This window comes from Rhizobium sp. CNPSo 3670 (genome assembly GCF_057784555.1).
Map to the genome: position 1 here is coordinate 22,652 of NZ_JBXSOL010000020.1, position 25,046 is coordinate 47,697.

Genomic DNA, 25,046 nt, shown 5'->3' on the forward strand with positions numbered 1-25,046 from the left:
TCAAAGTTCGCGTTGCGTGTCGGCAAATGGCGGGAACTTGTCAAGGAGCGCGGCGACGATCTTGCCGAAACCAATGCCCAGAGACGATTTCACCATCAACACGTCGCCCGGAGCGACCGAATTCAAGACATAGTCCGTCATGTCGTCCGTCTTTTCGCAATACTGGACGTGGACGCTTTCCGGCAGTGATTCCTTCAGCGCAGCCATTTCGGCGCCTGCGAGCCAGACATGTTCGATGCCGGCCGCAAGCAGCGGTCCGGCGAGATCGCTGTGGACCTTTTCGGCATACTCGCCCATCTCGAGCATGTCTCCGAGCACGGCGATACGGCGTCCGCGCCCAGTCGGCTCGGCAGCTGCGAGCAACGCGATCGCCGCCCGCATAGAGGCGGGATTGGCATTGTAGCTCTCGTCGATCAGCGTGAAGCTGCCGTTACCGCCGCCGATCGACAGCCGGTGGCGTTTGCCCCTGCCCTTTTCCGGCTTCAGCGTCGCAAGTGCCGCAATCGCCTTGTCCAGATAGGCGCCGACGATCGTGACGACACCGAGAGCAGCGAGCGCATTTTCGGCGATATGACGGCCCGGCGCACCGATCGCCACCTCCAGCGTCTCCCCGCCGATCGTCAGCCATAGTGTCGAATTCTCGTCCGCACCGTTGAATTCCGCCAGCCGGAATTCCGCCTTGGCATGCTGGCCGAAGGAATGAATATGCTCGATGCCGAGCGACTGCGCGGTTCGATCGAGGAAATTGAACTGGTCATTGTCCCGGTTGAGCACAACATGGCCGCCGGGCTCGAGCCCCTCGAAGATCTCTGCTTTCGCGGCAGCGATCTCCTTTATGCTCTTGAAATTGCCGAGATGCGCCGGTGCGATCGTCGTGATGACGGCGACATCGGGACGGATCATGGCCACCAGCGGTCGGATCTCGCCGGGATGATTCATTCCGACTTCGAAGACGCCGTAATCCGTGTCATCAGGCATCCGCGCCAGGGTCAGCGGCACGCCCCAGTGATTGTTGAAGGAAGCGACGGAGGCGTGCACCTTGCCCGATGGCGACAGCACGTGCCGCAGCATCTCCTTGGTAGTCGTCTTGCCGACGGAACCGGTGACGGCGATGATCTTTGCCCGCGAGCGCTCGCGAGAAGCCTGCCCCAGACGCCCGAGTGCCGCCAGCACGTCGTCGACGACGATCATCGGTACCGTCAGGCGGCCGAGGGCAGGAAGCCTCGCCTCGCTGACGACGAGAAGCGACGCGCCGTTCGCCATCGCCATCGATGCATAGTCGTGACCGTCGACACGATCACCCTTGATGGCGAAGAACGCTTCGCCTGATGTAATCGAGCGGCTGTCGATGGAAATGCCGGTGATGCCTTCGGGCAAAGTGCCGAAAGGGCGCCCCGCCATTGCTGCAATCATGTCCTCGGTCGTCCAGAGCCAGCTCAAGATTTCAGTTCCTCCAAGGCCTTGCGCACCTCCGCATGATCGGAGAACGGCAGTGTGACGCTCCCGATCGTCTGCCCTTCCTCGTGCCCCTTGCCGGCGACGATCAGCGTATCGCCGGATTTCAGCATGCCAACCGCCTCACGGATAGCCGAGGCGCGATCGCCGATCTCGGAGGCGCACCCTGCTGCCGCCATGATCTCGGCCCGGATCGCAGCCGGCTCCTCCGAACGCGGATTGTCGTCGGTGACGATCACGACATCGGCAAGGCGGCAGGCGATTTCACCCATGATCGGCCGCTTGCCGCGGTCGCGGTCGCCGCCGCAGCCGAAGACGACGATGACGCGGCCGGTGGTGAAGGGCCTCACCGAATTCAGCACATTTTCCAACGCATCCGGCTTGTGGGCATAATCGATATAAGCGAGTGCGCCATCTTTGGTATGGCCGACCAGTTCGAGGCGGCCGGACGCGCCGGCCAGTTTTTCAAGCGCCGCCATCGCGACCTTCGGCTCGACCCCCGTGGACATGGCAAGGCCCGCCGCGACCAGCGCATTGGCGACCTGGAAATCACCGGCCAGTGGAATATCCACCTCGAAGATCTCGTCACCGATATGGATCTCGGCCGTCTGCTTGTGGCGGAAATGCTCGACGCGTTTGAGTGACAGATATTGACCCTTGCGCCCGACGGTGCGGACGTCATGACCGGCATCGGCAGCCACCTTGATGGCCTGCGCCGACCACGGATCGTCCGCGAAGACGACCGCCGGCGCACCCTTCGGCAGCAGCGTATCGAACAGCCGCATCTTGGCGGACATGTAGGCCTCGATCGTGGGATGATAATCCATGTGATCGCGGCCGAGATTGGTGAAGGCTGCGGCGGCGAGCCTGACACCGTCGAGACGGCACTGGTCGAGGCCGTGACTGGAAGCCTCCATCGAGGCATGCGTAACACCCTCGTCGGCGAGCTCGGCCAGCAGTTTGTGCAACGACACCGGATCCGGCGTCGTCAGCGCGCCATATTCATTGCGCGTCGGCGAAACGACACCTGTTGTGCCGATCATCGCGGCTGCATGACCGGCATGTGCCCAGATCTGGCGGGTAAAAGAGGCGACCGAAGTCTTGCCTGCCGTGCCGGTGACGGCGACCATGGTTTCAGGCTGCCTGCCGTAAAAGCGGGCGGCGGCAATGGAAAGAAAGCGGCGTGGTTCTTTGACCGCAAGCACCGGGATGGGAGCATCGACAGCCTGGGAGGTGATCGCGACGGCGGCCCCGCGGCCGGCGGCATCTGCGATGAAGCCCGCGCCATCCGCCTTGGTGCCGGCGACCGCGATAAAAGCATTGCCCGGTTCCACCTTGCGGCTATCCGAAGACAGGCCTGAGATATCAAGCAAGTCTGCCGGGCCTTCGAGTTGTGCTTCAAGTTCCGGAAACTGATCTCCGGCCAGGTCTCGCAATTTCATCGAACGCACTTTTCTCTCTTGAAGCCGGTTCACCCCTCGCGAATCGGCGTCGGTATTCATTCACACTCAATAAGACACCAGCAAGGCCGAACCGCCCTCCCCAAATTTCGGCTCGATGCCGAGAATGGGAGCCGCGCGGCGGATGATCTCACGAGCGATCGGGCCGGCAGTACCGGCGGAGATCGTTCCACCATATTGCTTTTCGCCTGTTTTCGGCTCGTCGCAGAAGGTGATGACGACATATTGGGGATTATCGATCGGGAAGGCGGAGATGAAAGAGTTGAAGTTGAGCGTCGAGGAATAACGCCCGTTCACCACCTTGTCCGCCGTACCGGTCTTGCTGCCGACGGCAAAGCCCGGCACGCGCGCGACGCGCCCCGACCCCTTGTAGCCATTGAAATCCAGAAGGTAGCGCACTTCGTCGCTGGTCGATTTCTTGAGCACCTGCTTGGCGATCTGATCGGCCTCTTCGCGGGTGCGCGGCAGGAATGTCGGCTCGATCAGTTTGCCGCCGTTCACCAGAGCAGCCGCCGCCACGCCCGTCTGCAGCGCGGTCGTCGAAACACCGTGACCGAAGGAAATCGTGATCGAATTGATTTTCTTCCAGACACGCGGCTGGCTCGGCATCTTCACTTCCGGCAACTCGGTCTGCATCTTCGTCAACAGGCCGAGTTTGGTAAGATAATCCTTCTGCGAGTCGATGCCGACGAGATCGATCACGCGCGCCGTGCCGATGTTCGAGGAATACTGGAAGATTTCGGGAACAGTCAGCCAGCGGCGCTGCCCGTGAAAGTCATGGATGGTGAAGCCGCCGATATAGATCGGCTTGCTGGCGTCGAACGTGTCCGACATCTTCACCTTGCCGCTGTCGAGCGCCATCGCCAGCGAGAAGGTCTTGAACGTCGACCCCATTTCGAAGGTGCCGTTCGTCATCCGGTTGAGCCAGCCTTCCTTGGCCCCCTCCTGCGGATTGTTCGGATCGAAGTCGGGGGCCGATGCCATGCCGAGCACTTCCCCGGTGTGCACGTCGATAACAGCCGCGCCGGCCCCCTTGGACTGGAAATTGTTGACGGCGTTGACGACCGCATCGCGAACGATGTTCTGCACGCGCAGGTCGATCGATAGCCGCACCGGCTCCAGCGGCTGGTCGCTCGTCATCCCGACCGAGGCGAGATCGGCGAGCCCCTGGTCGTCGATAAACTTCTCCATGCCGGCCACGCCGCGGTTGTCGATGTTGACATAGCCGAGGATGTGCGCCGCGGTCGAGCCGCCGGGATAGAAGCGGCGCTTCTCCGGCCGGAAGCCGATGCCGGGAATGCCGAGCGCCAGGATCTGGCTCTGCTGCTTCGGCGTCAGCTGCCGGCGCAGCCAGGCGAAATGCGAGCTCTTGACGGAAAGCTTCTTGTAGGTGTCCTTGACGTCGAGCTCCGGCAGAACAGTTGCAAGCTTCTCCACCGCCTCGTCGACGTCAACGATCTTGTTCGGCTCGGCAAACAGCGAGACCGTTCGGATGTCGGTCGCCAGCACCTCGCCGTTGCGATCGAGAATGTCGGGCCGCGAGGCCATCAGCCGGTCGGGCGGCAGGATGCTGGAGACGACCTCCTGATCCTTCATGGCATATTCGACCAGACGGCCACCGATGACGACATAGACACCCATGAAGCCAAGGATCAGCAGCCCTACGCGGCTTTTTGCCTGCCCCGTCTTCTTCTTGCGCGACCCCTCGATGGCCACTCCGGCAGAAGGGCCGCCGAAGCGGTTATAGACGCCGGCGGAGAAATGCGCCTGGCTCTTCAGGACCATGATGCGGGAAAGAAACGACATTATTCCACCGACCCCGTTTCGATCTCGTCTGCTTCATCCGCCACCACACCACGCTGCTCGACAGCGTCGCGCTGCTGTGCTGCGCCGCGTGGCACGGGCATCGGCGGGGGCTGCGCTTTGCCGGTCGCGCCTTTGGCGCTGGCCACGGTCGCACCCTTGGCACCGGCTTTGGCCTCCGTTACGTCGGGTACCGGAACCTCGGATTTCAGCATCGGCAGCTCCTTCGCATGCACGAGCGCCGTCGAATCCGTCGGCTGCAGCTGCAATTCCGCATTGTAGGCGTTGACCAGCCGCTCCAGCCGGTTCGGCTGCGATTGCAGCGCCCAATCGGCCTTGAGAAGATCGATTGTGTCCTTCTCGAGTTTGATCTCGGCTTCGAGGCGATGAACCTCCTCGAGCTTCAATTCGGCGCGATGCTTGATCGTGTAGGTGACGGCGGCAGTCGCCGTCATGACGCCGATGAGCACGAGATCGAACGTTTTCAGCATGTCAACCTCCGAGCTTTCCAAGAGAGGCAAGATTGGGAAACCCGAAGAGCGACATATCGGCCGCCTCGGCGGCCGCCTCCGTCCGCAGGCCTGCGCGCAGCTTGGCGGAGCGGGCGCGCGGATTGGCTTCGGCCTCCGCCTCGCTCGCCGAAACCATCGGCTTGCCGATCGCCGTGAAGGTCGCCGCCCGCTCATGTGCGGCCGGCAGGTGCCGCGAGCCCGTCGCCTTGCCGGCGCGGTCGGAGAAGAATTTCTTGACGATGCGGTCTTCAAGCGAATGAAAGGTCACGACGACGAGCCGGCCGCCGGGCTTCAGAGCTCGTTCCGCCGCAAACAATGCCTGCGCCAGTTCCCCGAGCTCGTCATTGACGAAAATGCGCAAGGCCTGGAAGACGCGCGTCGCGGGATGGATCTTGTCCTTCATCTTGCGCGGGGTGACCAGCTCGATGAGGCCGGCAAGATCGCGGGTCGTTTCGAAGGGCTTTTCCTCGCGCCGCTTCTCAATCGCATGTGCGATTCGCGGCGCCTGGTTTTCCTCACCGAGAAAATGGAAGATGCGGATCAGATCCGCGACCTTGGCGCGATTGACGACATCGGCGGCCGAAACACCTGTTGCCGACATGCGCATGTCGAGCGGCCCGCTCTTCTGGAAGGAGAAGCCGCGCTCGGGCTCATCGATCTGCATGGAAGAGACGCCGATATCGAGCACGACGCCGTCGAGCCCGCCCCGCGGCGCATGATCGGCGAGATTCGAGAACTGCGAGTGAATGAGCGTGAGACGACCGGCGTGGGCGGCAACCATGGCCTGGCCTGCGGCAATTGCGCTGGGATCGCGATCGAGCGCGATCACCTCGGCGCCGGCCGCAAGAATGGCCGCGCTATAACCACCCGCGCCGAATGTACCGTCGAGAATCAGCTTGCCGGGTGCGGGCGAGAGCGCCGCGAGGACTTCATTGAGAAGAACAGGAATGTGACGAACCGGTCCGCCACCGGCATCAGCTGAACCTCCGCCAGGATTCGTCACCATTCCGTTCCCTCGTTCCTTCAGGAACGCTTGCCCGCCAGCTTGCGCTCCCCTCGTGCCTGCGCCTGCGCAGCCAAGAATACCTGCGGCTGCCAGAGCTGAAAATGATCCGCCCGACCGACGAAGGTCACTTCGTCCGAGACGCCGGTGAAGTCGCGGATGAAATCCGTGACCATTAGCCGCCCCTCGGCATCGAGCTTCATGAAGACCCCGCCTCCGTGGATCAGAAGCGACATCGCGTTCGCGTCCGGCGAAAACGGATCTTCCGCAGCAATCTGCCGCTCGAATCTTTCGAGAAGATCCGGGCCGCCGACGGTGATCGCCGGAAACACAAAGTCCTGGAAACAGTAGAGCTCCTGGACGTTGCGCTGCGCCAGCACGGAACGGAATGCCGAAGGCACGGAAACCCTGCCCTTGGCGTCGATCCTGTTGGTCGCGTTCGAAAGGAAGCGGCTCATGACTCGAAACATCCGTTTCCGCAGGGAGCCGGACAAAAAGACGCCCGAAAGTCCCAATATCAGGCACAGCTTCGCAAGCCGGATGAGCCAAATCCCACCCGACGCATCCGGAAAGGAAGACGCCTTTGCTTTGCGATGAATGGGCAAATGATTGCCCTGATGCAGTGCGCATTTGGGATAGCATGGGACCATATGGGCGTCAATGGGATACGCCCGTTTTGCAACGGACGCGTGATCAAACATTTATAAGCTGTTAAGTTTAACAAAGGGTTAGCGGCGTCATTTTCAGCATGGCGCGCATTGGCAGCGTGACACAAACAAACAGCCAGAAAGTGTGTTAATATTAGCTTGAAAACAGCTGGTTTCAGCAGCTTAGGGTGAAGTCCCGGCCCTGCAGCAGCACGGATGTTAATCGCCAGTTGGCCTGTAAGCCGGGTTCTGTATGGCTCCGGCGTGAACCGGAACGTGGCAGCCATTCCTCTGGGGCAGCGCTCGCACGCTGCCTCACGCAACCCACCCGGATGACTGGCCTGGAAACCGGCCGGAGAGCCTTTCGGCCCGCCGCGTCATCCCTATTCGGTCTTGCTCCCGGTGGGGTTTACCGTGCCATATCCGTTGCCGGAGATGCGGTGGGCTCTTACCCCACCCTTTCACCCTTACCTGTCATGACAGGCGGTTTGCTTTCTGTGGCACTTTCCCTGAGGTCGCCCTCGCCGGACGTTATCCGGCACCGTGTTTCCGTGGAGCCCGGACTTTCCTCACCTTACCGCCTTTCGGCATTGGTAAAGCGCGGCTGCCCGGCCAACTGGCAGGGCTCCCATAAACGAGAGAGCCCGTAATTGCTACTGAAATATAGGGGACAGGCTTAACGGAAATTAGGTGTGAAATCCGTGGAGTAGCCCTGTTCGTTGATTCTGCCTGACAAAAGCAGCTCCGCACCGAGCCTGCCGATTTCGTCCGAACTCTTGGCCGAGGTGCCGGCGCAGCCCGTCAGCACCGCAATCCTGGCCGAAGAGGTATAGCCGATCATCGGATAGCTGCTTTCCGTAAACGAGACGACGCAGGCGGCCGTCGAAATCGACAGCGGCGTCATATCAGGCACGAGGTCGGCGACGATGCGCTGCAGATGCGAGCGCACGCTCTCGCGCCCCTCGGTCCTGAACCAGGCCCGCATCTCGATGTCGTTGTGTAAAATCAGATCGTCGGGATCGCCGCCGATCTTCAGGTAGAGTTTGCCATCGGGATAACGGATCGGCGGCAGCAGATAGATGTGGATGCCGGGCACGTCGAGAATGAGTGACGGCATCGCCCCAAGCCGGAGCGCATCAGCCTCGCCGACCTGGAATAGCGTGACGGTCCGGCCGTAAACCGTCATGGCAACTGGCCGTGGCAACAGATTCTCCGCAATGGAAAATCCCCCCGCCGCCAGCAGCACCTTTTCACCGCGATAGGTGAGGCCTCCGGCAGTGTTGACGGTCGCCAGCCCGCCCTCCTCGCGGATCGAGACCACATGATCCCGGATGACAGTCGCGCCTGCCCTTTCTGCCAGCAGTGATTGCGCATTCACCAGTTTGCGCGGACTGATATGTCCGGCGCCCCTCGCCTCGAACACACCTGCACTGCCGGCGGGAAAGGCAAAGAAGGGAAATGAAGTCTTCAATCCGCCCACGTCCAGAAGCCTGGTCTCGACGCCGAGCGAAACGGCGGCCTGCCGAGTCCTTTCAAGATAATCGCTTCCATCAGGCGCGACGACGACGCAGCCGGCCTCCCGATAGAAGTCGATGCCGCTCTCGTTCGCGATCTCCCGGTAGCGACCGATCGAGCGATTGGCGAGCAGCGCCCAGTTGCGGTCGGGATCGATTGTGCGGGTAATGCGCCCCTCGTCGTAATGGCTGGCGAAAACGCCTTGATGCGCCTTGCGATCACCAGGCTCGTCCGGGCCGATCACCGCGACACCATCCGTCTGCCGCGCCAGATGCCGCGCGGCAGCGGCTCCCATCAGCCCGCGGCCGACGACGATATATTTGAAATCGACTGCCATGATATTCCTCTCAAGTGAAGACTGGCGTCAGCTCGCGGCCGAAATCCTCATCCCCGAGCCGCCCTTCCCTGAGAAGCACGGCGCCGAGACGCCCGAGTTCATCGGAGGATTTGGCCGCGACGAAATTGCCGCCGGTCAGCACTGCGACCCGCGGCGACGGCGTGAAGCCGACGTAGGGATAACCGGTCGGCGTGAAATTCGCCACGCACGGAGCCGACGTGACCGGACAGCCGGCAAGCTCCGGCATCAGTTGCAGGGCGATGCGCGAGAGATGATCGCGCTCGGCCACGCTGCCGTCGGAACGGAACCACGTGCCGGCCTCTTCCAGCCGGCTGAAGGAAAGCGCTTCGGTATCGCCGCCAAGCTTCAGATAGGTCTTGCCGTCGGGATAACGCACCGGCGGCAGGATATAGATGTGGTCCTCCTCCCGGTCGCCAAGCACGATGGTCGACGGCATATCGCCGAAAACCGCCATCTCGCGCTCGCCGATTTCGTAGAAGACAACGGTGCGCGCCATCACTCTCAAATCGACGGGACGCGGCAGCAGGGCATGGAAATTGCTGAAAGCCCCGGCCGCGACCAACACGCGCTCGGCGCTGTAGCTTCTGTCGCCGGCCGTCACCTCGACATGGGAGCCTGTATCGCGCACCGATGTCACGGTCGCGTCGATCAGCGAGACGCCGCCCTCCTCGGCAAGCCTGGCTTGCGCGCGCACCAGGGCCCGCGGATTGATGTGCCCGGCGCGCTTGCGCTCGAAATACCCACTGAAATCAGGACCGACGGTAAGATAGGGAAAACGCTGCCCGAGCTCCGCCGGCGCGACGGTTTCGATATCGCTGCCGAGCCTCCGGCTGACGGCCAGCGCCCTCAGAAGAAAATCCTGCTCATCCCTAGGCGGCGGACCGGCAAAGAGGCAGCCGACTTCCGAAAAGAAGGAAATGCCGCTCTTCGCCTCGATCTCGCGGTAGCGCCCGAGCGCCCGCGCGGCGAAGGTTCCCCAGGTAAGATTGCCGTCGAAGGTGCGGGTAATGCGTGCTTCGTCATAATGGCTGGCAAAGACGCCGTGATGGACCTTGCGCTCCTCGGGCTCCGGCGGGCCGATCAGCGCGATGCCGTCGGCCATGGAGGAGAGGTGCCGTGCCGCCGCCGCCCCCATCATGCCGCGCCCGATGACGATGAACCTGAAATCGACTGCCATATCTCACCTCATCTCGAGGTGGCCCACCTCGTTTCCAGCTGGGATATCATGGCGCGCGTGCCGATTCATATCGCAAAAACAGCGGCGGAGGATTTTCCTCCGGTCCGCTCGGCGGTTCAGTCGAGCATTGCCAGGACCTTACCGCAATACGTCTTCGAGACCGGGTTCATGCGCGTTGCGCCGTGGCCGGCATTATACTTGAGGATGGTGTTGCAGGTCTCTCCACCACCGAGATCATGAGCAGCAGCCAGATATTTCATGCCGTACTTGATGTTGGTTTCCGGATCGAACAGGCCCTTGGCGCTGCCGGAATAACCCATCATGCGGGCCGTTGCAGGCTTTATCTGCATCAGCCCGATTTCACCGTGGCTGCCGCGTGCATTCGGATTGAAATTGCTTTCGACGCGGATGACCGCGGTCGCAAGCGCAACCGGTACAGCATATTGGTTCGCATATTTGCTGATCAGCGCGGAATAGGAATTGCCGGAAACATTGGCGACGGGATAACCGCTCTGGCGCTCGACCGTCTTCAGCGGGCGTTCCGCCGTCTTGAGCGGACGCTTCGCCGGCTTGACCGAACGTTCCGCTTTCTTCAACGGACGCTCTGCCTTCTTCGAAGGACGCTCGACTTTCTTCACCGGCGCATCGGCTCGCACACCCCAATCATTCGCAAACGCAAAGCTATTTCCCGCCAGCACCATGCCAACGCATGTTGCAGCAACAACAATCAGTTTTCTCATGTAGTCTTGAACACTCCGACCCAAAGAATTTCCGGACGCGCGCCTCGCTGTCACAATGAATACCAGATCAAGAACCGATCGGGATTCACGGTAATTCTTATCGTTTCACATACCGCCCGTGGTTTAACTCGAAAAACAACCCCGAGCACCGCTTGGCGGACGTTCTTAGACCATCGCAATGAGGAGATAATAGGGAAATGATGTGGCAGGCCGAATTTCGCGCTGCAATGCGAAATTTCGCGTTTCAGTAATTGCCGAGAATCAGGAGTAACGCGGTAGCCCCGACAGCAGCCGGTGCAGCGTGTCGATCGTCGAGAAATCGGCGATCCCGTCCACCCGTTCGGGCCGGAAATGTCGCTGGAAGGCTTCCACGTCGCCGGCCGTCTTTTGGGAGAATTCCCCCGTAATCTCAGTGCCGTAACCATACAGCGACAGCATCGACTGCAGCGCTTCCACCGGCTGGCCGGCGTCCCCGCGCTGAAAGAAACGCCCACCGGTGATCGGCGCTGGCTCGACCCAATGGCCCACACCCGCCCGATGAAGCTCGGCCCAAGGGAATTTTTCGCCCGGATCGACCTTGCGAATCGGTGCGACATCGGAATGCCCGAGCACTCTTTCCGGCGCAATCGACCAACGTTTGACACAGTCGTGACACAATTCGATGACTGCTGCGATCTGCTCTTTCGGATAGTCGGGAAGGCCGCCGGGATGACCGGCATTGGCAATTTCGATGCCGATCGACAGCGAATTAATATCGCTCTCGCCGTGCCAACTGCTCTTGCCCGCATGCCAGGCGCGCCGCGCCTCGGGCACGAGCTGAATCACCTCGCCATTCTCGTGCACGAAATAATGGCTGGAAACCTGGCTCTCGTCCCGACAGAGCCAGTCGAGCGCACCATCGGCCGTCGGCATACCCGTATAGTGCAGCAGGATCATATCGGGACGGCGCCCGTCCGCCCGCTCGCCGTGGTTGGGAGACGGCCGCACGTAAGCGCCTCGGTAATCGGCCTCGAAAGAGGTCATGCGGCGCGGCGTTCCTTCTCGATCGCCGCATAGGCTGCGTTCAGCGCGGCCATGCGCTCATTGGCGATCAAATGAAACTCCTTCGGCACCCCGCGCGAGATCAGTCGATCTGGGTGGTGCTCGCTGACGAGGCCGCGGTAACGGCGGCGGATCGTCGGAAAGTCGTCGGAAGGCGACACGCCGAGCACCTTGTAGGGATCGCCGCCGGACGAGACGTGGCGAGCGGCGATCTGCTCGAAACGTGTCTCGCTCATCTGGAAGATCTCGGCGATATGGCTGAGGAAATTCAGCTCCTTCTCGTGAATCAGCCCATCGGCCTTGGCAATGTGGAACAGGCCGTCGAGCACGTCTTCCAGCACCGGGCAATTGGCCGCGCAGGTAACGCAGAGCGTCGAAAGCCGCTCGGCATAAGCTTCGTAGCCGGCGACATCCTGGCGTGCGAGATTATAGAGCCTGGCAACATTCTTGGCCTGATCTTCGGGAAATTCGAAGATCTCGCGGAAGGCCTCGACCTCTTTCTCGCTGACGACGCCGTCGGCCTTGGCCATCTTGGCCGAAAGCGCAATGATCGCCACAGAAAACGCCACTTTGCGCCGGGTTTCGGGATCTCCTTCGAAAACCGTTCGGATCGCCTCGACGACCGCGGAAAGCGCATTGCCCGCGGTATTGCCAATGGCATTCAACAGTTTTTCCCAGAAGGACATCGAAAATCTCTCGCACGCTGTCAGGTATGAGCAATCAGCTTGACCAAAGAATCTGAGCCTTTGCAAGGCGACGATTGGTCATAGGATCGAAAACAGTTTTCACAATTCGGTAATTATTGCATCGCAGCAAGCCGTCGGTCGCTTTCGCCGGATCTGCCGTAAGAAAGTGCCGCACGATTCCACTCGATACTTAGCCGCCGATTTCCACAAACAGTTCCCGACAAGCAAAGCAGGCTTGAAACGATTATATCGATACTTCGCGACACCTTCGCCGTTCAACCCGGCAAAAAGCCGCTTTTTTCGTAAATTCTTTACTTTACAGAGCCCTTTCCCTGCCGCATCCATGCGCTAGCTAACGCTGCCGCACTGAACACCATAGGAGGGATCATGGCCAAACAGAAAGTCGCAATGCTGACCGCCGGAGGCCTGGCGCCCTGTCTTTCCTCCGCAGTTGGCGGCCTCATCGAACGCTACAGCGACGTCGCGCCCGAAATCGACATCGTCGCCTATAAGTCCGGTTATCAGGGCGTGTTGCTCGGTGACCGCATCGAGATCACCAGTGAAATGCGGGAAACGGCGCCGCTGCTGCACCGATATGGCGGCTCACCGATCGGCAATAGCCGCGTCAAGCTCACCAATGCCGCGGACTGCGTCAAGCGCGGCCTTGTCAAGGAAGGCGAGAACCCGCTGAGGGTCGCCGCCGAGCGTCTTGCCGATGACGGCATTACCATTCTCCACACGATCGGGGGCGACGACACTAATACCACCGCCGCCGACCTTGCCGCCTACCTCGCCGCCAACGGCTACGACCTGACGGTCGTCGGTCTGCCGAAGACGGTCGACAACGATGTCGTCCCCATCCGCCAGTCGCTCGGCGCCTGGACGGCCGCCGAAGTCGGCGCGCATTTCTTCGACAATGTCAGCAATGAGCAGACGGCCGCGCCGCGCACGCTCGTCATCCATGAGGTGATGGGCCGCCATTGCGGCTGGCTGACGGCAGCCACCGCCCGTGCCTATCTTCAGCGCACCAGCCGCAACCAATATGTCGACGGCCTGATGATGGACGCGCATCTGAAGAGCATCGACGCCGTTTATCTGCCCGAAATGGCCTTCGACCTCGACGCCGAGGCCGCCCGCCTGAAGGACATCATGGACCGCACGGGCCATGCCACCGTCTTCGTCTCGGAAGGCGCCTGCCTCGACGCCATCGTCGCCGAGCGCGAAGCTGCGGGTGAGACCGTCAAGCGTGACGCTTTCGGTCACGTGAAGATCGACACGATCAATGTCGGCGCCTGGTTCCAGAAGCAATTCGCCAGCCTGCTGAACGCAGAGCGTTCGCTGGTGCAGAAATCGGGCTATTTCGCTCGCTCGGCCCCTGCCAATGCCGACGACCTCAGGCTGATCCAGAGTATGGTCGATCTCGCCGTCGAAAGCGCGCTCAATAAGGTTTCCGGCGTCACCGGCCATGACGAAGCGCAGAACGGTAAGTTGCGCACTATAGAATTTCCCCGCATCAAAGGTGGCAAAGCTTTTGACCTGTCGACGGCATGGTTTGCAGAAGTCATGCACAATATAGGCCAGAAATACAAAGAAGCATGATTGACGGACGGCTAATATGGTGTCTTTGCTTGTTCCCGACGGAATAGGAGGAGATTCCATGTCGCTTGAAGCCTGGCTCGCTTTTGCTGCCGCATCCGCCATCATGCTGGCCATACCGGGACCGACGATACTGCTCGTCGTCTCCTATGCGCTCGGTCATGGCCGCCGGACGGCCTTTGCGACGGTGAGCGGCGTGGCGCTTGGCGACTTCACCGCAATGACCGCGTCCCTCTTCGGTCTCGGCGCGGTGCTCGCCACCTCCGCCGCCCTCTTCACCCTCTTGAAGTGGATCGGCGGCGCCTACCTGATATGGCTGGGAATCAAGCTCTGGCGGGCTCCGGTGATTGGCGAGCCGGTCGCCGACAACGACAATCTGCCGGAGGAAAAGTCGCTTAAGATCTTCCTCCACGCCTATATCGTCACCGCCCTCAATCCGAAGAGTATCGTCTTCTTCGTCGCCTTCGTGCCGCAGTTCCTCAATCCGGCCCTGCCCTTCTTCGGGCAGATGACGATCATGGAAGCGACCTTCCTGGTGCTGGCGATCCTCAATGCCGCCACCTACGCTTTTCTGGCCCATTCCGCTCGCGGACTGATTCGCAAGGCGAGCGTTCAGCGTGCCGTGAACCGCACCGGCGGCACCCTGCTGATCGCTGCAGGCGCCGTCACGGCTGGGTATCGCCGTATTGCGGCTTAGAAATCCGCGTATCGCGCTATTGCAGCTTAGAAATATTCCGTGGTTGCCGGAATGCAACGAATAGGTTAATGGGGTCATCGGGTTTAAGCTTTTTAGTAACTTTTATAACGCTGCCGGGGCGGCGCGATTTCACGAAAGTGACGGAATGGTAGCGATCGGATTGTCCGGCCTGAAACGCAGTCTTGTCGTTTCTACGGTGCTCTGCTGCGGCGTGATCACCGGCTGCACGAGCGTCGAATATACCTCTCAGGCCGAACTGACAGCCGCTCAGACCGTGGTGCCGACGCCGAAGCCCGGCGAAGATGCGATGCTTGCCGCAGTCCCGACAGCTGAAGGTGCTGCCGGCCAGGCGATCGCCGGCAGCGTTCTTCCCCAGGCAGCTCCGTCGCTCACCGCAACGGCGATGCCGACCGCGCCGGGCACCCAGCCTGCCGATCTGACCATGCAGGCCGGCATCCGGCCGGCGGCCTATGCGCAGATCCCCCTGACGCCCGAGATGACAGCGATCCAATCCGTCGTGCCGACGCCGCGCCCGGGAACGCCGTCACAGCCGGCGACGCAGCTTGCCTTTGCCGCCACCCCGCAGAACAGCGCGCTTGCTGCACTTGCCGCAGTCGACACCACGCCGCGTTCCATGGATTACGGCTTCGACGAGTCAGGACCGATCGATCCGCCGACGGCTCCCCCGATGTTCAGCGACGACGACAGGGACGATGCGCCGACAGTCGAGAAGAGCTTCGTCACCAAGCTCATCCAGAAATATTCGAAGATCTACGAAATTCCCGAGACGCTGCTCCACCGCATCGTCCATCGCGAGAGCCGCTACAATCCGAAGGCTTACAACAAGCGCGGCTATTTCGGCCTCATGCAAATCAAATACAACACCGCCAAATCTATGGGCTATGACGGTGCGCCGGGCGGCCTCTTCGACGCCGAAACCAACATTAAATATGCCGCAAAATATCTGCGCGGCGCCTGGCTCGTCTCCGACAACAAGGAAGACGACGCTGTCCGCCTCTATGCGCGCGGCTATTACTACGACGCCAAGCGCAAGGGCATGAATGATGTCGCCCAGGGTAATTACTGAAACCTGGCAGCTACCAAAACAACCCAATTGAAACAGCGGTCGTAGCCTACGGCTGCGGCTGAGCCTGCCGGTGTGATTCGGCTTGCTGTTGCGGCGCTCGCGCTTGCGGCAACGCCGCCAGGACTGCCTTCAGAAGCGTCTGCGGTTGATAGCCGAGCCAGCCCGGCGTCAGGCCGAGCCGGACGACGATCAGATTGGCGGAAGGCACGATCGCCATGCTCTGCCCGTCATGCCCCGTGAGCCAGAACGTATCCTCGGGCAGCCCGAACGCGGCGCTCGAGCCACCGGGCGCAAGCCAGGCCTGACCTTGCGTATACCGGCCGTTCGACGCCGCCGTCGGCGTGCGCATGGCGCCGACGAAGCCCTCCGGCAACAGCCGCTGGCCGTTCCACACGCCATCCTGCAACAGGAACTGCCCGAAGCGGGCCCAATCATGCGCCGTCGCGTAGAGATAGGAGCTTCCGACAAAGGTGCCGCGCGCGTCGAGTTCGAAGACGGCACTCGTTATGCCGAGAGGGGAGAAGAGCGCGTCGTGCGGGTAGGAGAAGGCTGCCGGCGCATTGCCTACCCTGTCCATCCAGATACGCGACAAGAGCACGGCCGTGCCGCTCGAATAGCGGAAGCGCAGCCCCGGCGGCGCCTCTATCGGGGCATTGGCCGGCAACGACACCATGTCGGGGTCGAGATAGAGCATGCGCGTCACATCCGCGACCTCGCCATAATTCTCATTGAAGGCAAGGCCGCTCTCCATGCCGAGCAGGTCGGAAACTTTGATATTGGCGCGCGCATCGTCCTTCCACTGCGCCAGAAGATGATCGTCGTCGAAGGAGATCTTGCCGTCGAGCATCAGCCGTCCCAGGATCGCCGCATTAACCGTCTTCGTCATCGACCAGCCGATCAGCGGCGTCTTCGCTGAGAATCCGGGGCCGTAGGCTTCGGCCACGATGCGGCCGTCACACACCACCACGATCGCCCGCATCGCCGGGCCGGAAAGTCCGGCATCGCCCAGCAGCGCGGCGATCTTCTCGTCGGGATCACCTACGCCCTCGCCCTGCGGCCATAAGGCACCATTCGTCTCCGCTTTGACGGCCGCATCGAAGGGCACGGCATCCGCCGCCGCCTCGAAGTCGCCGTCCGGCACGCTCGTACAACCGAGACCGCTGCGATAGAAGGCGTAACTCGGCGCGAACAGCCCCATGAAGCGCGCCGTCACACGGCTGTTTTCGCGATCGACGCTTACACTCATCAGCCGAAGCAACGGATTTCCGGGCGCCTGGACATCGTCATGAAGCACATCATCCGCCTCCCGGCCGGCAATGAAGACATTGGAGCAGACGATCTTGGCGGCATAGCCGTCGCCGACGCGCAGAAGCTCCGGCGGCCGGACGAACAGCCAGGCGGCGCCGGCAACGACGATGAGAACGACAAGGAGAGCAAGCGCCTTCAGGACACGCAGGACAAATCGCATGGCATTCCTCCGAATGCTTGGAGAGAAGCAGGAATTCCGGCTGCCGGAAAGGGCGCGGCGCGAAGAATATTCCGTCACCCAATCACTTTCCGAGGAGGGCGATGTTCTCGAACGGCGCAGGCCCACAGCCCACGTCATCAAACTGTAGCAGTGGCGCGCTACACGCCCTGAACGCTAAAAAGGTGACAGACTCATGTCAGAATTTGCACCGGATGCCGGCTTCCGCAAGAACCGGAAACTCAAGGACGCCCTTCTCCGCCACAAGCCTTTTTCGAAGGAGGGCTTCTCCGAGCGGCTCTTCGGTCTTCTCTTCTCCGGCCTCGTCTATCCGCAGATCTGGGAGGATCCGGATCTCGACATGCAGGCGATGGAGTTGAAGCCCAATCACCGCATCGTCACCATCGGTTCGGGCGGCTGCAACATGCTCGCCTATCTCTCCAAGGCGCCGGCTTCGATCGACGTCGTCGACCTCAACCCGCACCATATCGCGCTGAACCGCCTGAAGCTTGCCGCCTTCAAGCACCTTCCCTGTCACGCCGATCTCATCCGCTTCCTGGCGATGCCGAACGAGAAATCGAACAGCCGCGCTTATGATCAGCATCTCGCTGCCAAACTCGACGAGGCGACGCGCAGTTACTGGAACGGACGCAAGTTCGGTCGCCGCCGCGTCACGGTCTTCGACCGCAACATCTATGAAACCGGCCTGCTCGGCCGCTTCATCGGTGCTGCCCACCTCCTTGCCCGTCTGCACGGCGTCAAGCTGCGCGAAATGACCAAAACCCGTTCGATCCGCGAGCAGCGCCAGTTCTTCGACGAGCAGATCGCACCCCTGTTCGAAAAGCCGGTCGTACGCTGGATCACCGGCCGCAAAAGCTCACTCTTCGGCCTCGGCATTCCGCCGCAGCAATATGATGAGCTCGCAAGTCTTGCTGACGATCATTCGATCGCGCCGGTGCTGAAGCATCGCCTGGAAAAGCTCGCCTGTCATTTCCCGATGCGCGACAACTATTTCGCCTGGCAGGCCTTCGGTCGCCGCTACGGCACCGAAGAAGAAGGCCCGCTGCCAACCTATCTGAAGCCGGAGCACTACGAGGTGATCCGCGCCAATATCGACCGCGTCAACGTCCACCACGCAAGCTTCACCGAACTTCTGGCCCGCGAGCCGGCGGCTTCCCGCGACCGTTATATCCTGCTCGACGCGCAGGATTGGATGACCGACGGACAGCTGAACGACGTCTGGCGGGAGATCACCCGCACGGCGCGCGAAGGCGCTCGCGCAATCTTCCGTACCGCCGCCGAAAGAAGCATCATCGAAGGCCGTCTGTCACCTTCGATCCACGACCAATGGGATTATTTCGAAGAGAAGTCGCGAGAGCTGACCGCGCTGGATCGCTCGGCGATCTACGGCGGCTTCCACATTTACGGGAAGAAGGCGTGAGCAAGATCGGAGCCGAGACGGCAGGAAAGAGCAATCAACATGCCAGCCTGATGGATGGCATGTACCGCTACCAGCGCCATATCTACGACCTGACCCGCAAATATTACCTCCTCGGCCGCGACAACACAATTCGCAATCTCGACGTGCCAGACAGCGGCACCCTGCTCGAAGTCGGCTGCGGTACCGGCCGCAACATGGCTTTGGCTCACAGGCATTTCCCGAGCGCCAAGCTGTTCGGCCTCGACATTTCCCAAGAAATGCTGATCTCGGCTCGCAAGACCTTCGCCACCAAGGCGACGATTCCGGAATTCCGCGTCGCCGATGCCACGGCGTTTACCCCACGCGAATTCGGCGTCAGCGGCTTCGACCGCATCCTGATCTCCTATGCCCTGTCGATGATCCCGGACTGGGAACGCGCCGTCGATGCGTCGATCGCCGCACTCAATCCCGGCGGCCAGCTGCATATCGTCGATTTCGGCCAGCAGGAAGGCCTGCCGCCTTGGTTCCGCCGCATGCTGCAGGCCTGGCTTGCGAAATTCCATGTCACTCCGCGCGCCGATTTGCAGGAGGTCCTGGAAGCGCAGGCCGAGGAACACAATGCGCGATTGTCCTTTGAAACAGTCGGCGGCGGTTACGCCTGGCGGGCGGCCATTATCAGCAAGCGCTCATAATTCGCTTGAAACTAACCGATTTTTTACGTTGATATGATGAAAAGAGGGTTATTCCTCTGCTGGGCTCGTCATTTTCGAAGGTCAGGCTGTGGGGCAAAGAGATCATTCGGTTCACGACGGGATACCCATGCGCCGGCTTTTGTTTTGCGTTCTGCCTCTGGCCATCCTGCTGGCGGGCTGCTCCTCCTCCGGTCATGACTATCTCGAAACCGCATCGATAAAGCCGAAGACGCGCTTCCAGGACACCGATCCGCAGGATTTCGGCCCGAAGCATCCGCAGCAGAACGCGATCCACGGCATCGACATCTCCAAATGGCAGGGTGACATCGATTGGGCGACGGTCAGGAATTCCGGCGTCGGCTTCGCCTTCATCAAGGCGACGGAAGGCAAGGACAGGGTCGATCCGCGCTTCGACGAATATTGGCGCGAGGCGCGCGCCGCCGGCATCCCGCACGCCCCCTACCATTTCTATTATTTCTGCTCCTCGGCCGATGAGCAGGCCGACTGGTTCATCCGCAACGTGCCCAAGGAGGCCATGCGCCTGCCGCCGGTGCTCGATGTCGAATGGAACGCCGAATCGAAGACCTGCCGCTATCGTCCCGACCCGGTAACGGTGCGCTCCGAAATGCAGCGTTTCATGGACCGGCTGGAGGCTTACTACGGCAAGCGCCCGATCATCTATACTTCGGTGGATTTCCACCGCGACAATCTCGCGGGCTATTTCCAGGATTATCATTTTTGGGTCCGCTCGGTGGCGAAACATCCCGAAGTGACCTATTCCGACCGACGCTGGGCCTTCTGGCAATATACCTCGACCGGCGTTATTCCAGGCATCAAGGGGCCGACCGACATCAACGTCTTTGCCGGCAGCGCGAAGAACTGGAACAATTGGGTCGCGGCCGTTTCCAAGGATAGAAATTCTTAGTAACGTCTTTCAATCTTTCTTGCTTCCGTCACATTCCTCTGTGAAAGCGACGGATATCCATTTGCTATAAGGACCGCCTTCATGCACCGCTCGCTCACAAGCCGCTCTGCACTCGCCCTCCTGTTTGCCCTTGCTTTTGCAGGCGGCGCGGCCGCCCAGCAGGCGCCCACGGCCTCGGCTCCGGCAGCTCCCTGCGGCGGCGATCTGTCGGCCTTCCTCCAGGGCGTCAAGACTGATGCGGTGGCCGCAGGCGCCAGCGCCGCAGCCGCCGACGAGGCGCTGGCCGGCGCCGAAATCGATCCCAAGGTCCTGAGCCGGGACCGCGCCCAGGGCGTCTTCAAGCAGACCTTCCTCGAATTCTCGCAGCGCACTGTTAGCCAGGCCCGCCTCGACATCGGCCGCCAGAAGATGAAGCAATATGCCGACGTTTTTGCCCGGGCCGAGCAGGAATTCGGTGTTCCCCCAGGCGTGATCACTGCATTCTGGGCGATGGAAACCGATTTCGGTGCCGTCCAGGGCGATTTCAACACCCGCAATGCCCTGGTGACGCTGTCGCACGACTGCCGCCGCCCGGAGCTCTTCCGCCCGCAACTGATCGCCTTGATCGAGATGGTCGAGCACGGCGACCTCGACCCCGCCACCAACACCGGCGCCTGGGCCGGCGAGATAGGCCAGGTTCAGATGCTGCCGCGCGACATCATTGCCTATGGCATGGATGGCGACGGAGACGGCCATGTCCGCCTGAAGCAGAGCGGCCCGGACGCCATTCTGACGGCAGCGAAATTCATCCAGCATCTCGGCTTCGAGCGCGGTCAGCCCTGGCTGCAGGAAGTCACCCTGCCCGACAACCTGCCTTGGGAGAAATCCGGCCTTGGCGGCGCAATGAAGGCGAGCGAGTGGTTCGCGCTCGGCGTCAAGCCGCGCGACGGAAACACGGCCTTCGGTGAGTTGGAGGGCGATCTGGTCCTGCCGCAGGGCCGCATGGGACCGGCCTTCATCGCCTATCCCAATTTCAAGATCTATCTCGAATGGAACAAATCGTTCATCTACACGACGTCGGCCGCCTATTTCGCCACCCGCCTTTCCGGCGCCCCGACCTATCTCAAGGGCACACCGGAACAGGGTCTTGCCAACGACCAGATGAAGACGCTGCAGACCAAGCTGCAGTCACTCGGCCACGATGTCGGCGAGATCGACGGTATTCTCGGTTCCGGCACGCGTATCGCAATCCAGAAGGAACAGCAGCGCTTGGGCATACCGGCCGACGGCTGGGCGACGCCTGCCCTTCTCAACGCTCTCTGATCGCCTCTGGCACTTCCGCCGCTCGTTTCGCAAGAAACGGGTGGTGCCGCTTACCGTCCGCGTTAAAGCATAATGCTGAGGAGCGACGCCGGGTCTAGACGATGCGGCTTTGGATGGAGGAACATGGCATGGACAGCAAAATGAGTGCCTGGATCTGGAGCCTGCTGCTCCTGCTTGGTCTTATCTGGGGCGGCTCCTTTTTCTTCGCGCGCATCGCCGTCCAGCATATCCCGCCGCTGACGCTCGTCTTCCTCCGTCTGCTGCTGGCCGGGCTGGCGCTGCACGTCTATATCGCTGGCCGTTTCGATATCTTTTCGACCCTGAAAGCCCGCTGGCGCGAATTCCTGATCCTAGGGCTGATCAACAATGCCCTGCCGCATGCGCTGATCTTCTTCGGCCAGACCCGCATCGGCGCCGGCCTTGCGGCGATCCTGAACGCAACGACGCCGATCTGGACCGTGCTGATCGCCAATTATCTCACCTCCGACGAAAAGCTGTCCTCGGCCAAGATCGCCGGCTGCCTCGTCGGCCTCGCCGGAACGATCGTACTGGTCGGCCCTGGCCTGTCGGCCAGCGGCCAAGCCCCCCTCTGGGCGCTGCTGCTCCCTGTGCTTGCCGCCATCTCCTACGGGTTCGCAGCCACCTACGGCAAGCGATTCAAGGACGTTCCGGCACCAGTCACCGCAGCCGGCCAGTTGACCGCGTCCTCGCTGATCACTTTGCCGATGTCGCTAATTGCCGATCGCCCCTGGACGCTCTCCTTGCCGCCGCTCAATATCCTGCTCGCCGTCCTGGCGTTGGCGCTGGTGTCGACCGCCTTCGCCTACATTCTCTATTTCCGGATCATGGCGGCGGCCGGCGCCACCAACGCCTCGCTTGTCACCCTGCTGGTGCCTCCAAGCGCCATCCTGCTCGGCGTGCTTTTCCTCGGAGAGCGGCTGGCGGTTGGCGAATTTGCGGGCATGGCGCTGATCGGTTTCGGCCTTGTCATCCTCGATGGCCGCGCCTACCGCCTGCTGGTGAAAGCTGCCTGAAAGCTGGTTGCATATTCCCTATGTTTTCAACCGGTTGCCGAGCCGCCATGTTTCGGGCGCATAGGTAAATCCGCAATCGCCCGATTTAACGCCGCGTTAAAATCTGTGAACAAAAATAAGCATGAAATTATCCCGTGCTATCAATGATTTGCGAAAACGCTATTCGCCTCATCCGCCGGCCGCTTCGGCAGCGCAGCATAAAATCCGCTTTTCAATCGACATATTTCAGACATAATATCGGCCGGTTAACGCGAGGAGACAGACATGGGACTCACGCAATCCTTGAATGTTCTGTTGGTCAGTGCAGCGTTTGCTTTCGTCCTATCCATGCTCTTTATTTGAGCTGACGGGCTGGTAGCGCTGATAGTGCCTAAACTCCCCTGATCAATCCGCCAACGAAAAAGCGCATGTCCCGCCCGACATGCGCTTTTTCACTTTTGAACGTCTGAAGGGATCAGGCGGCGGCGCCCGCGCTCTTTGCCGCCCGACGGGAGTAGCCGAGGTTGTCGAGCACCGCGGAAACCAGCGGCGCGCGGTTCATCGTATAGAGATGGAAATCACCGATGCCGCGCCGGACGAGATCCTCGATCTGCTCGGCAGCAACTTCGGCCGCGACCTTTGCCCGATCCTCAGGCTTGTCGTCGAAGCCCGCGAAACGCTCATCGAGGAAGGCCGGGATGACCGCGCCACAGGCGCCGGCGAAACGCTTCAGTTGCGTCAGGTTCTGGATCGGCATGATGCCGGGCACGATCGGGATCGAAATGCCGGCGGCGCGCACCCGCTCCAGGTAGCGCTCGAAATTGTCGTTGTCGAAGAAGAACTGCGTCAAAGCCCGGTCAGCGCCGTTATCGGCCTTGCGCTTCAGCATCTCGATATCGGCGGCCGTATCACGGCTTTCCGGGTGTTTTTCCGGATAGGCGGAGACCGAAATCTCGAAATCACCGACCGACTTGAGACCGGCCACCAGTTCCGCGGCATTGGCGTAACCGCCGGGATGCGGCTGATAGGGCGCACCGACGCCGCCAGGCGCATCGCCGCGCAACGCCACGAAATGCTTTACGCCGACCTTGCGAAACGTATCGATCACTTGATGCGTTTCCTCCTTCGTCGCACCGACGCAGGTCAGGTGCGAAGCGGTGGCAAGCGGCGTCTGCGACAGGAAGCGCGTCACCGCCGACAGCGTCGGCGCCTTGGTGGTGCCGCCGGCGCCATAGGTCACCGACACGAAATCCGGATCCCAGTCCTGCAGCTTAGCGACGGCATCCCAGAGCTGCGCCTCCATTTCTTCCGATTTCGGTGGAAAGAACTCGAAGGAGATCCCGAAGTTGCGCCCGCGTCCTTCGCTTTTCAAAGCCATGTTCATACTCTCCCGGCAAATGTAGCTTCGGCGCCTTCGCTGGTCTGCGAAGCCATGAGGCGCCTCGGATCGCGCGCGAGCCAGACGGTGACCGTCAACCCCTGCCCGCCCTGCTGACCCGGATGAAGATCGACGACCTGCTCGACGTCGAGCCCGGCTTTGCGCAGCCAGTCGGACATCGCCTGGTGCGAAAAGCCGAGACGGACATGGGCATGTTCGTCGCGGAGATATTCGAGCGTGTGCGGTGCGAGATCGATGACCACGAGCCGCCCGCCCGGCCGCAGCATGCGCGCCGCTTCCGCGATCGCAATCTCCGGCTGGTCGAAGAAATGCAGCACCTGATGGATCGTCACAAGGTCGAAATCCTGCCCCTCGAACGGAAGGTTGAGGATATCGGCGTGGCGCACCGTCGCCTTGGTGATACGCGACTTGTCGAGATTGGCGCGCGCCACGCTCAGCATGTCGCGGCTGGCGTCGACACCGACGGCGCGGCGGTAGAGCCCGGACAGGAGTTCGAGGATGCGGCCGGTGCCGGTGCCGAGATCCAGCAGCGAATCGATCGGCTGGTTGCCGAGCAGCCGAATGACGGCGGCGTCGACCTCCTCATCGGCCGCGTGCAGGCGACGAAGCTCGTCCCATTCGGCGGCGTTGCGGCTGAAATAGGCCTGCGCCCGCTCGGCCCGCTGGCGCTTGACCTGTGAAAGCCGCTCGCCGTCGCGAAGGATGGTCGGATCATTCTCGGAGACGTGTCTCAGCAATGCCCGCACCAGCATGGCCGCCTTGCCGTCCTGTTTGAGGCGGAAATAGGCCCAGGCCCCTTCCTGATAGCGTTCGATCAGTTCAGCCTCGCCGAGCAGTTTCAGGTGGCGGGAGATGCGTGGCTGCGATTGACCGAGAATTTCGGTAAGATCGGTCACCGTCAGATCGCCACCGTCGAGAAGCGCCAGAAGACGCAGACGCGTGGGTTCGCCGGCCGCCTTCAAGACGTCCACCAGCCCATCCAGTCCCAGCTTCAAAGGTTCGCTCATCATCAGCCCAATCAAGATATAAAGATATCTTTATGTGATTTGAAAA

General features: G+C 61.3%; 23 protein-coding genes and 1 other RNA gene. 9 read left to right on the plus strand and 15 right to left on the minus strand.

Annotation, left to right across the window (positions count from 1 at the left end; genetic code table 11):
• The 12 genes from AC13QO_RS20395 to AC13QO_RS20450 all read right to left on the minus strand — a co-directional run bounded on the left by AC13QO_RS20395 (position 1) and on the right by AC13QO_RS20450 (position 12,397).
• The gene (locus tag AC13QO_RS20395) at positions 1-1,440 is read right to left on the minus strand and encodes a UDP-N-acetylmuramoylalanyl-D-glutamyl-2,6-diaminopimelate--D-alanyl-D-alanine ligase (protein ID WP_488541635.1); all 1,440 of its coding nucleotides are present in this window, start codon (positions 1,438-1,440) and stop codon (positions 1-3) included.
• Positions 1,437-2,957: a UDP-N-acetylmuramoyl-L-alanyl-D-glutamate--2,6-diaminopimelate ligase gene (locus AC13QO_RS20400; protein ID WP_488541636.1), complete on the minus strand. Its 1,521-nt coding sequence runs from the start codon at positions 2,955-2,957 to the stop codon at positions 1,437-1,439. The genes AC13QO_RS20395 and AC13QO_RS20400 overlap by 4 nt, the downstream gene beginning before the upstream one ends.
• 6 nt (positions 2,958-2,963) lie before the next feature.
• On the minus strand, positions 2,964-4,721 hold the full coding sequence (locus AC13QO_RS20405) for a peptidoglycan D,D-transpeptidase FtsI family protein (RefSeq protein ID WP_085778783.1): 1,758 nt from the start codon (positions 4,719-4,721) through the stop codon (positions 2,964-2,966).
• A complete protein-coding gene (gene ftsL / locus AC13QO_RS20410) occupies positions 4,721-5,209 on the minus strand; it encodes a cell division protein FtsL (protein ID WP_085778784.1) in 489 nt (162 codons plus the stop codon). Before ftsL ends, AC13QO_RS20405 begins: the two co-directional genes overlap by 1 nt.
• Before the next feature lies 1 nt (position 5,210).
• Positions 5,211-6,236: a 16S rRNA (cytosine(1402)-N(4))-methyltransferase RsmH gene (gene rsmH, locus AC13QO_RS20415; RefSeq protein WP_085778785.1), complete on the minus strand. Its 1,026-nt coding sequence runs from the start codon at positions 6,234-6,236 to the stop codon at positions 5,211-5,213.
• Positions 6,237-6,253: 17 nt separating this feature from the next.
• The gene (gene mraZ, locus AC13QO_RS20420) at positions 6,254-6,691 is read right to left on the minus strand and encodes a division/cell wall cluster transcriptional repressor MraZ (protein ID WP_488541637.1); all 438 of its coding nucleotides are present in this window, start codon (positions 6,689-6,691) and stop codon (positions 6,254-6,256) included.
• Positions 6,692-7,102: 411 nt separating this feature from the next.
• Positions 7,103-7,500, minus strand: an RNA gene (rnpB, locus tag AC13QO_RS20425) — RNase P RNA component class A.
• A gap of 56 nt (positions 7,501-7,556) precedes the next feature.
• Positions 7,557-8,732 carry an NAD(P)/FAD-dependent oxidoreductase gene (locus AC13QO_RS20430; RefSeq protein ID WP_488541638.1) on the minus strand — a complete coding sequence of 392 codons (1,176 nt, stop codon included), beginning with the start codon at positions 8,730-8,732 and terminating at the stop codon, positions 7,557-7,559.
• Positions 8,733-8,742: 10 nt separating this feature from the next.
• Positions 8,743-9,930, minus strand: a complete 1,188-nt coding sequence (locus AC13QO_RS20435) for an NAD(P)/FAD-dependent oxidoreductase (protein WP_285191544.1) — start codon at positions 9,928-9,930, stop codon at positions 8,743-8,745.
• 116 nt (positions 9,931-10,046) lie between these two features.
• A complete protein-coding gene (locus AC13QO_RS20440) occupies positions 10,047-10,670 on the minus strand; it encodes a lytic transglycosylase domain-containing protein (RefSeq protein ID WP_088681326.1) in 624 nt (207 codons plus the stop codon).
• Positions 10,671-10,931: 261 nt separating this feature from the next.
• Positions 10,932-11,693, minus strand: a complete 762-nt coding sequence (locus AC13QO_RS20445) for an N-acetylmuramoyl-L-alanine amidase (RefSeq protein ID WP_488541639.1) — start codon at positions 11,691-11,693, stop codon at positions 10,932-10,934.
• A complete protein-coding gene (locus AC13QO_RS20450) occupies positions 11,690-12,397 on the minus strand; it encodes a J domain-containing protein (RefSeq protein WP_285191542.1) in 708 nt (235 codons plus the stop codon). The genes AC13QO_RS20445 and AC13QO_RS20450 overlap by 4 nt, the downstream gene beginning before the upstream one ends.
• Positions 12,398-12,784: 387 nt before the next feature.
• On the opposite strand from AC13QO_RS20450, the gene AC13QO_RS20455 reads away from it, so the two are divergent.
• From AC13QO_RS20455 to AC13QO_RS20465, 3 genes are all read left to right on the plus strand, one after another.
• Positions 12,785-13,996, plus strand: a complete 1,212-nt coding sequence (locus tag AC13QO_RS20455; protein WP_488541640.1) for a pyrophosphate--fructose-6-phosphate 1-phosphotransferase — start codon at positions 12,785-12,787, stop codon at positions 13,994-13,996.
• Between the two features lie 58 nt (positions 13,997-14,054).
• Entirely contained in the window at positions 14,055-14,690 is a 636-nt protein-coding gene (locus AC13QO_RS20460; RefSeq protein ID WP_085778793.1) for a LysE family translocator, read from the plus strand.
• A 145-nt stretch (positions 14,691-14,835) separates the two neighbouring features.
• Positions 14,836-15,777 (plus strand): transglycosylase SLT domain-containing protein, encoded by a 942-nt coding sequence (locus AC13QO_RS20465; RefSeq protein ID WP_488541641.1) that lies wholly within the window; start codon positions 14,836-14,838, stop codon positions 15,775-15,777.
• A gap of 46 nt (positions 15,778-15,823) precedes the next feature.
• On the opposite strand, the gene AC13QO_RS20470 is transcribed toward AC13QO_RS20465, so the two are convergent.
• Entirely contained in the window at positions 15,824-17,245 is a 1,422-nt protein-coding gene (locus AC13QO_RS20470; RefSeq protein WP_488541642.1) for a serine hydrolase domain-containing protein, read from the minus strand.
• On the opposite strand from AC13QO_RS20470, the gene AC13QO_RS20475 reads away from it, so the two are divergent.
• From AC13QO_RS20475 to AC13QO_RS20500, 6 genes are all read left to right on the plus strand, one after another.
• Positions 17,244-17,393, plus strand: a complete 150-nt coding sequence (locus AC13QO_RS20475; protein WP_157131411.1) for a hypothetical protein — start codon at positions 17,244-17,246, stop codon at positions 17,391-17,393. The genes AC13QO_RS20470 and AC13QO_RS20475 overlap by 2 nt on opposite strands.
• A 45-nt stretch (positions 17,394-17,438) precedes the next feature.
• On the plus strand, positions 17,439-18,683 hold the full coding sequence (locus AC13QO_RS20480) for a BtaA family protein (RefSeq protein WP_488541643.1): 1,245 nt from the start codon (positions 17,439-17,441) through the stop codon (positions 18,681-18,683).
• Positions 18,680-19,354 (plus strand): class I SAM-dependent methyltransferase, encoded by a 675-nt coding sequence (locus AC13QO_RS20485; RefSeq protein WP_285191536.1) that lies wholly within the window; start codon positions 18,680-18,682, stop codon positions 19,352-19,354. The genes AC13QO_RS20480 and AC13QO_RS20485 overlap by 4 nt, the downstream gene beginning before the upstream one ends.
• A 127-nt stretch (positions 19,355-19,481) precedes the next feature.
• Entirely contained in the window at positions 19,482-20,279 is a 798-nt protein-coding gene (locus AC13QO_RS20490) for a glycoside hydrolase family 25 protein (protein ID WP_285191535.1), read from the plus strand.
• A gap of 81 nt (positions 20,280-20,360) precedes the next feature.
• Positions 20,361-21,581 (plus strand): lytic murein transglycosylase, encoded by a 1,221-nt coding sequence (locus AC13QO_RS20495; RefSeq protein WP_488541644.1) that lies wholly within the window; start codon positions 20,361-20,363, stop codon positions 21,579-21,581.
• Positions 21,582-21,709: 128 nt separating this feature from the next.
• Positions 21,710-22,615 carry a DMT family transporter gene (locus AC13QO_RS20500; protein WP_488541645.1) on the plus strand — a complete coding sequence of 302 codons (906 nt, stop codon included), beginning with the start codon at positions 21,710-21,712 and terminating at the stop codon, positions 22,613-22,615.
• A gap of 454 nt (positions 22,616-23,069) precedes the next feature.
• On the opposite strand, the gene metF is transcribed toward AC13QO_RS20500, so the two are convergent.
• Both metF and AC13QO_RS20510 read right to left on the minus strand, forming a co-directional pair.
• Entirely contained in the window at positions 23,070-23,972 is a 903-nt protein-coding gene (metF, locus tag AC13QO_RS20505) for a methylenetetrahydrofolate reductase [NAD(P)H] (RefSeq protein ID WP_488541646.1), read from the minus strand.
• Between the two features lie 2 nt (positions 23,973-23,974).
• Complete coding sequence (locus tag AC13QO_RS20510) at positions 23,975-25,000, minus strand: ArsR/SmtB family transcription factor (protein ID WP_085780130.1); 1,026 nt, start codon at positions 24,998-25,000, stop codon at positions 23,975-23,977.
• Positions 25,001-25,046 lie beyond the last annotated feature (46 nt).

What these genes read in the sequence shown, in the direction of transcription:
- AC13QO_RS20400 (WP_488541636.1), bottom strand. Translation starts at nt 2,957, where the DNA reads ATGAATACCGACGCCGATTCGCGAGGGGTGAACCGGCTTCAAGAGAGA.
- AC13QO_RS20405 (WP_085778783.1), bottom strand. Translation starts at nt 4,721, where the DNA reads ATGTCGTTTCTTTCCCGCATCATGGTCCTGAAGAGCCAGGCGCATTTC.
- ftsL (WP_085778784.1), bottom strand. Translation starts at nt 5,209, where the DNA reads ATGCTGAAAACGTTCGATCTCGTGCTCATCGGCGTCATGACGGCGACT.
- rsmH (WP_085778785.1), bottom strand. Translation starts at nt 6,236, where the DNA reads ATGGTGACGAATCCTGGCGGAGGTTCAGCTGATGCCGGTGGCGGACCG.
- mraZ (WP_488541637.1), bottom strand. Translation starts at nt 6,691, where the DNA reads ATGAGCCGCTTCCTTTCGAACGCGACCAACAGGATCGACGCCAAGGGC.
- AC13QO_RS20430 (WP_488541638.1), bottom strand. Translation starts at nt 8,732, where the DNA reads ATGGCAGTCGATTTCAAATATATCGTCGTCGGCCGCGGGCTGATGGGA.
- AC13QO_RS20435 (WP_285191544.1), bottom strand. Translation starts at nt 9,930, where the DNA reads ATGGCAGTCGATTTCAGGTTCATCGTCATCGGGCGCGGCATGATGGGG.
- AC13QO_RS20440 (WP_088681326.1), bottom strand. Translation starts at nt 10,670, where the DNA reads ATGAGAAAACTGATTGTTGTTGCTGCAACATGCGTTGGCATGGTGCTG.
- AC13QO_RS20445 (WP_488541639.1), bottom strand. Translation starts at nt 11,693, where the DNA reads ATGACCTCTTTCGAGGCCGATTACCGAGGCGCTTACGTGCGGCCGTCT.
- AC13QO_RS20450 (WP_285191542.1), bottom strand. Translation starts at nt 12,397, where the DNA reads ATGTCCTTCTGGGAAAAACTGTTGAATGCCATTGGCAATACCGCGGGC.
- AC13QO_RS20455 (WP_488541640.1), top strand. Translation starts at nt 12,785, where the DNA reads ATGGCCAAACAGAAAGTCGCAATGCTGACCGCCGGAGGCCTGGCGCCC.
- AC13QO_RS20460 (WP_085778793.1), top strand. Translation starts at nt 14,055, where the DNA reads ATGTCGCTTGAAGCCTGGCTCGCTTTTGCTGCCGCATCCGCCATCATG.
- AC13QO_RS20465 (WP_488541641.1), top strand. Translation starts at nt 14,836, where the DNA reads ATGGTAGCGATCGGATTGTCCGGCCTGAAACGCAGTCTTGTCGTTTCT.
- AC13QO_RS20475 (WP_157131411.1), top strand. Translation starts at nt 17,244, where the DNA reads ATGGCATTCCTCCGAATGCTTGGAGAGAAGCAGGAATTCCGGCTGCCG.
- AC13QO_RS20470 (WP_488541642.1), bottom strand. Translation starts at nt 17,245, where the DNA reads ATGCGATTTGTCCTGCGTGTCCTGAAGGCGCTTGCTCTCCTTGTCGTT.
- AC13QO_RS20480 (WP_488541643.1), top strand. Translation starts at nt 17,439, where the DNA reads ATGTCAGAATTTGCACCGGATGCCGGCTTCCGCAAGAACCGGAAACTC.
- AC13QO_RS20490 (WP_285191535.1), top strand. Translation starts at nt 19,482, where the DNA reads ATGCGCCGGCTTTTGTTTTGCGTTCTGCCTCTGGCCATCCTGCTGGCG.
- AC13QO_RS20495 (WP_488541644.1), top strand. Translation starts at nt 20,361, where the DNA reads ATGCACCGCTCGCTCACAAGCCGCTCTGCACTCGCCCTCCTGTTTGCC.
- AC13QO_RS20500 (WP_488541645.1), top strand. Translation starts at nt 21,710, where the DNA reads ATGGACAGCAAAATGAGTGCCTGGATCTGGAGCCTGCTGCTCCTGCTT.
- metF (WP_488541646.1), bottom strand. Translation starts at nt 23,972, where the DNA reads ATGGCTTTGAAAAGCGAAGGACGCGGGCGCAACTTCGGGATCTCCTTC.
- AC13QO_RS20510 (WP_085780130.1), bottom strand. Translation starts at nt 25,000, where the DNA reads ATGAGCGAACCTTTGAAGCTGGGACTGGATGGGCTGGTGGACGTCTTG.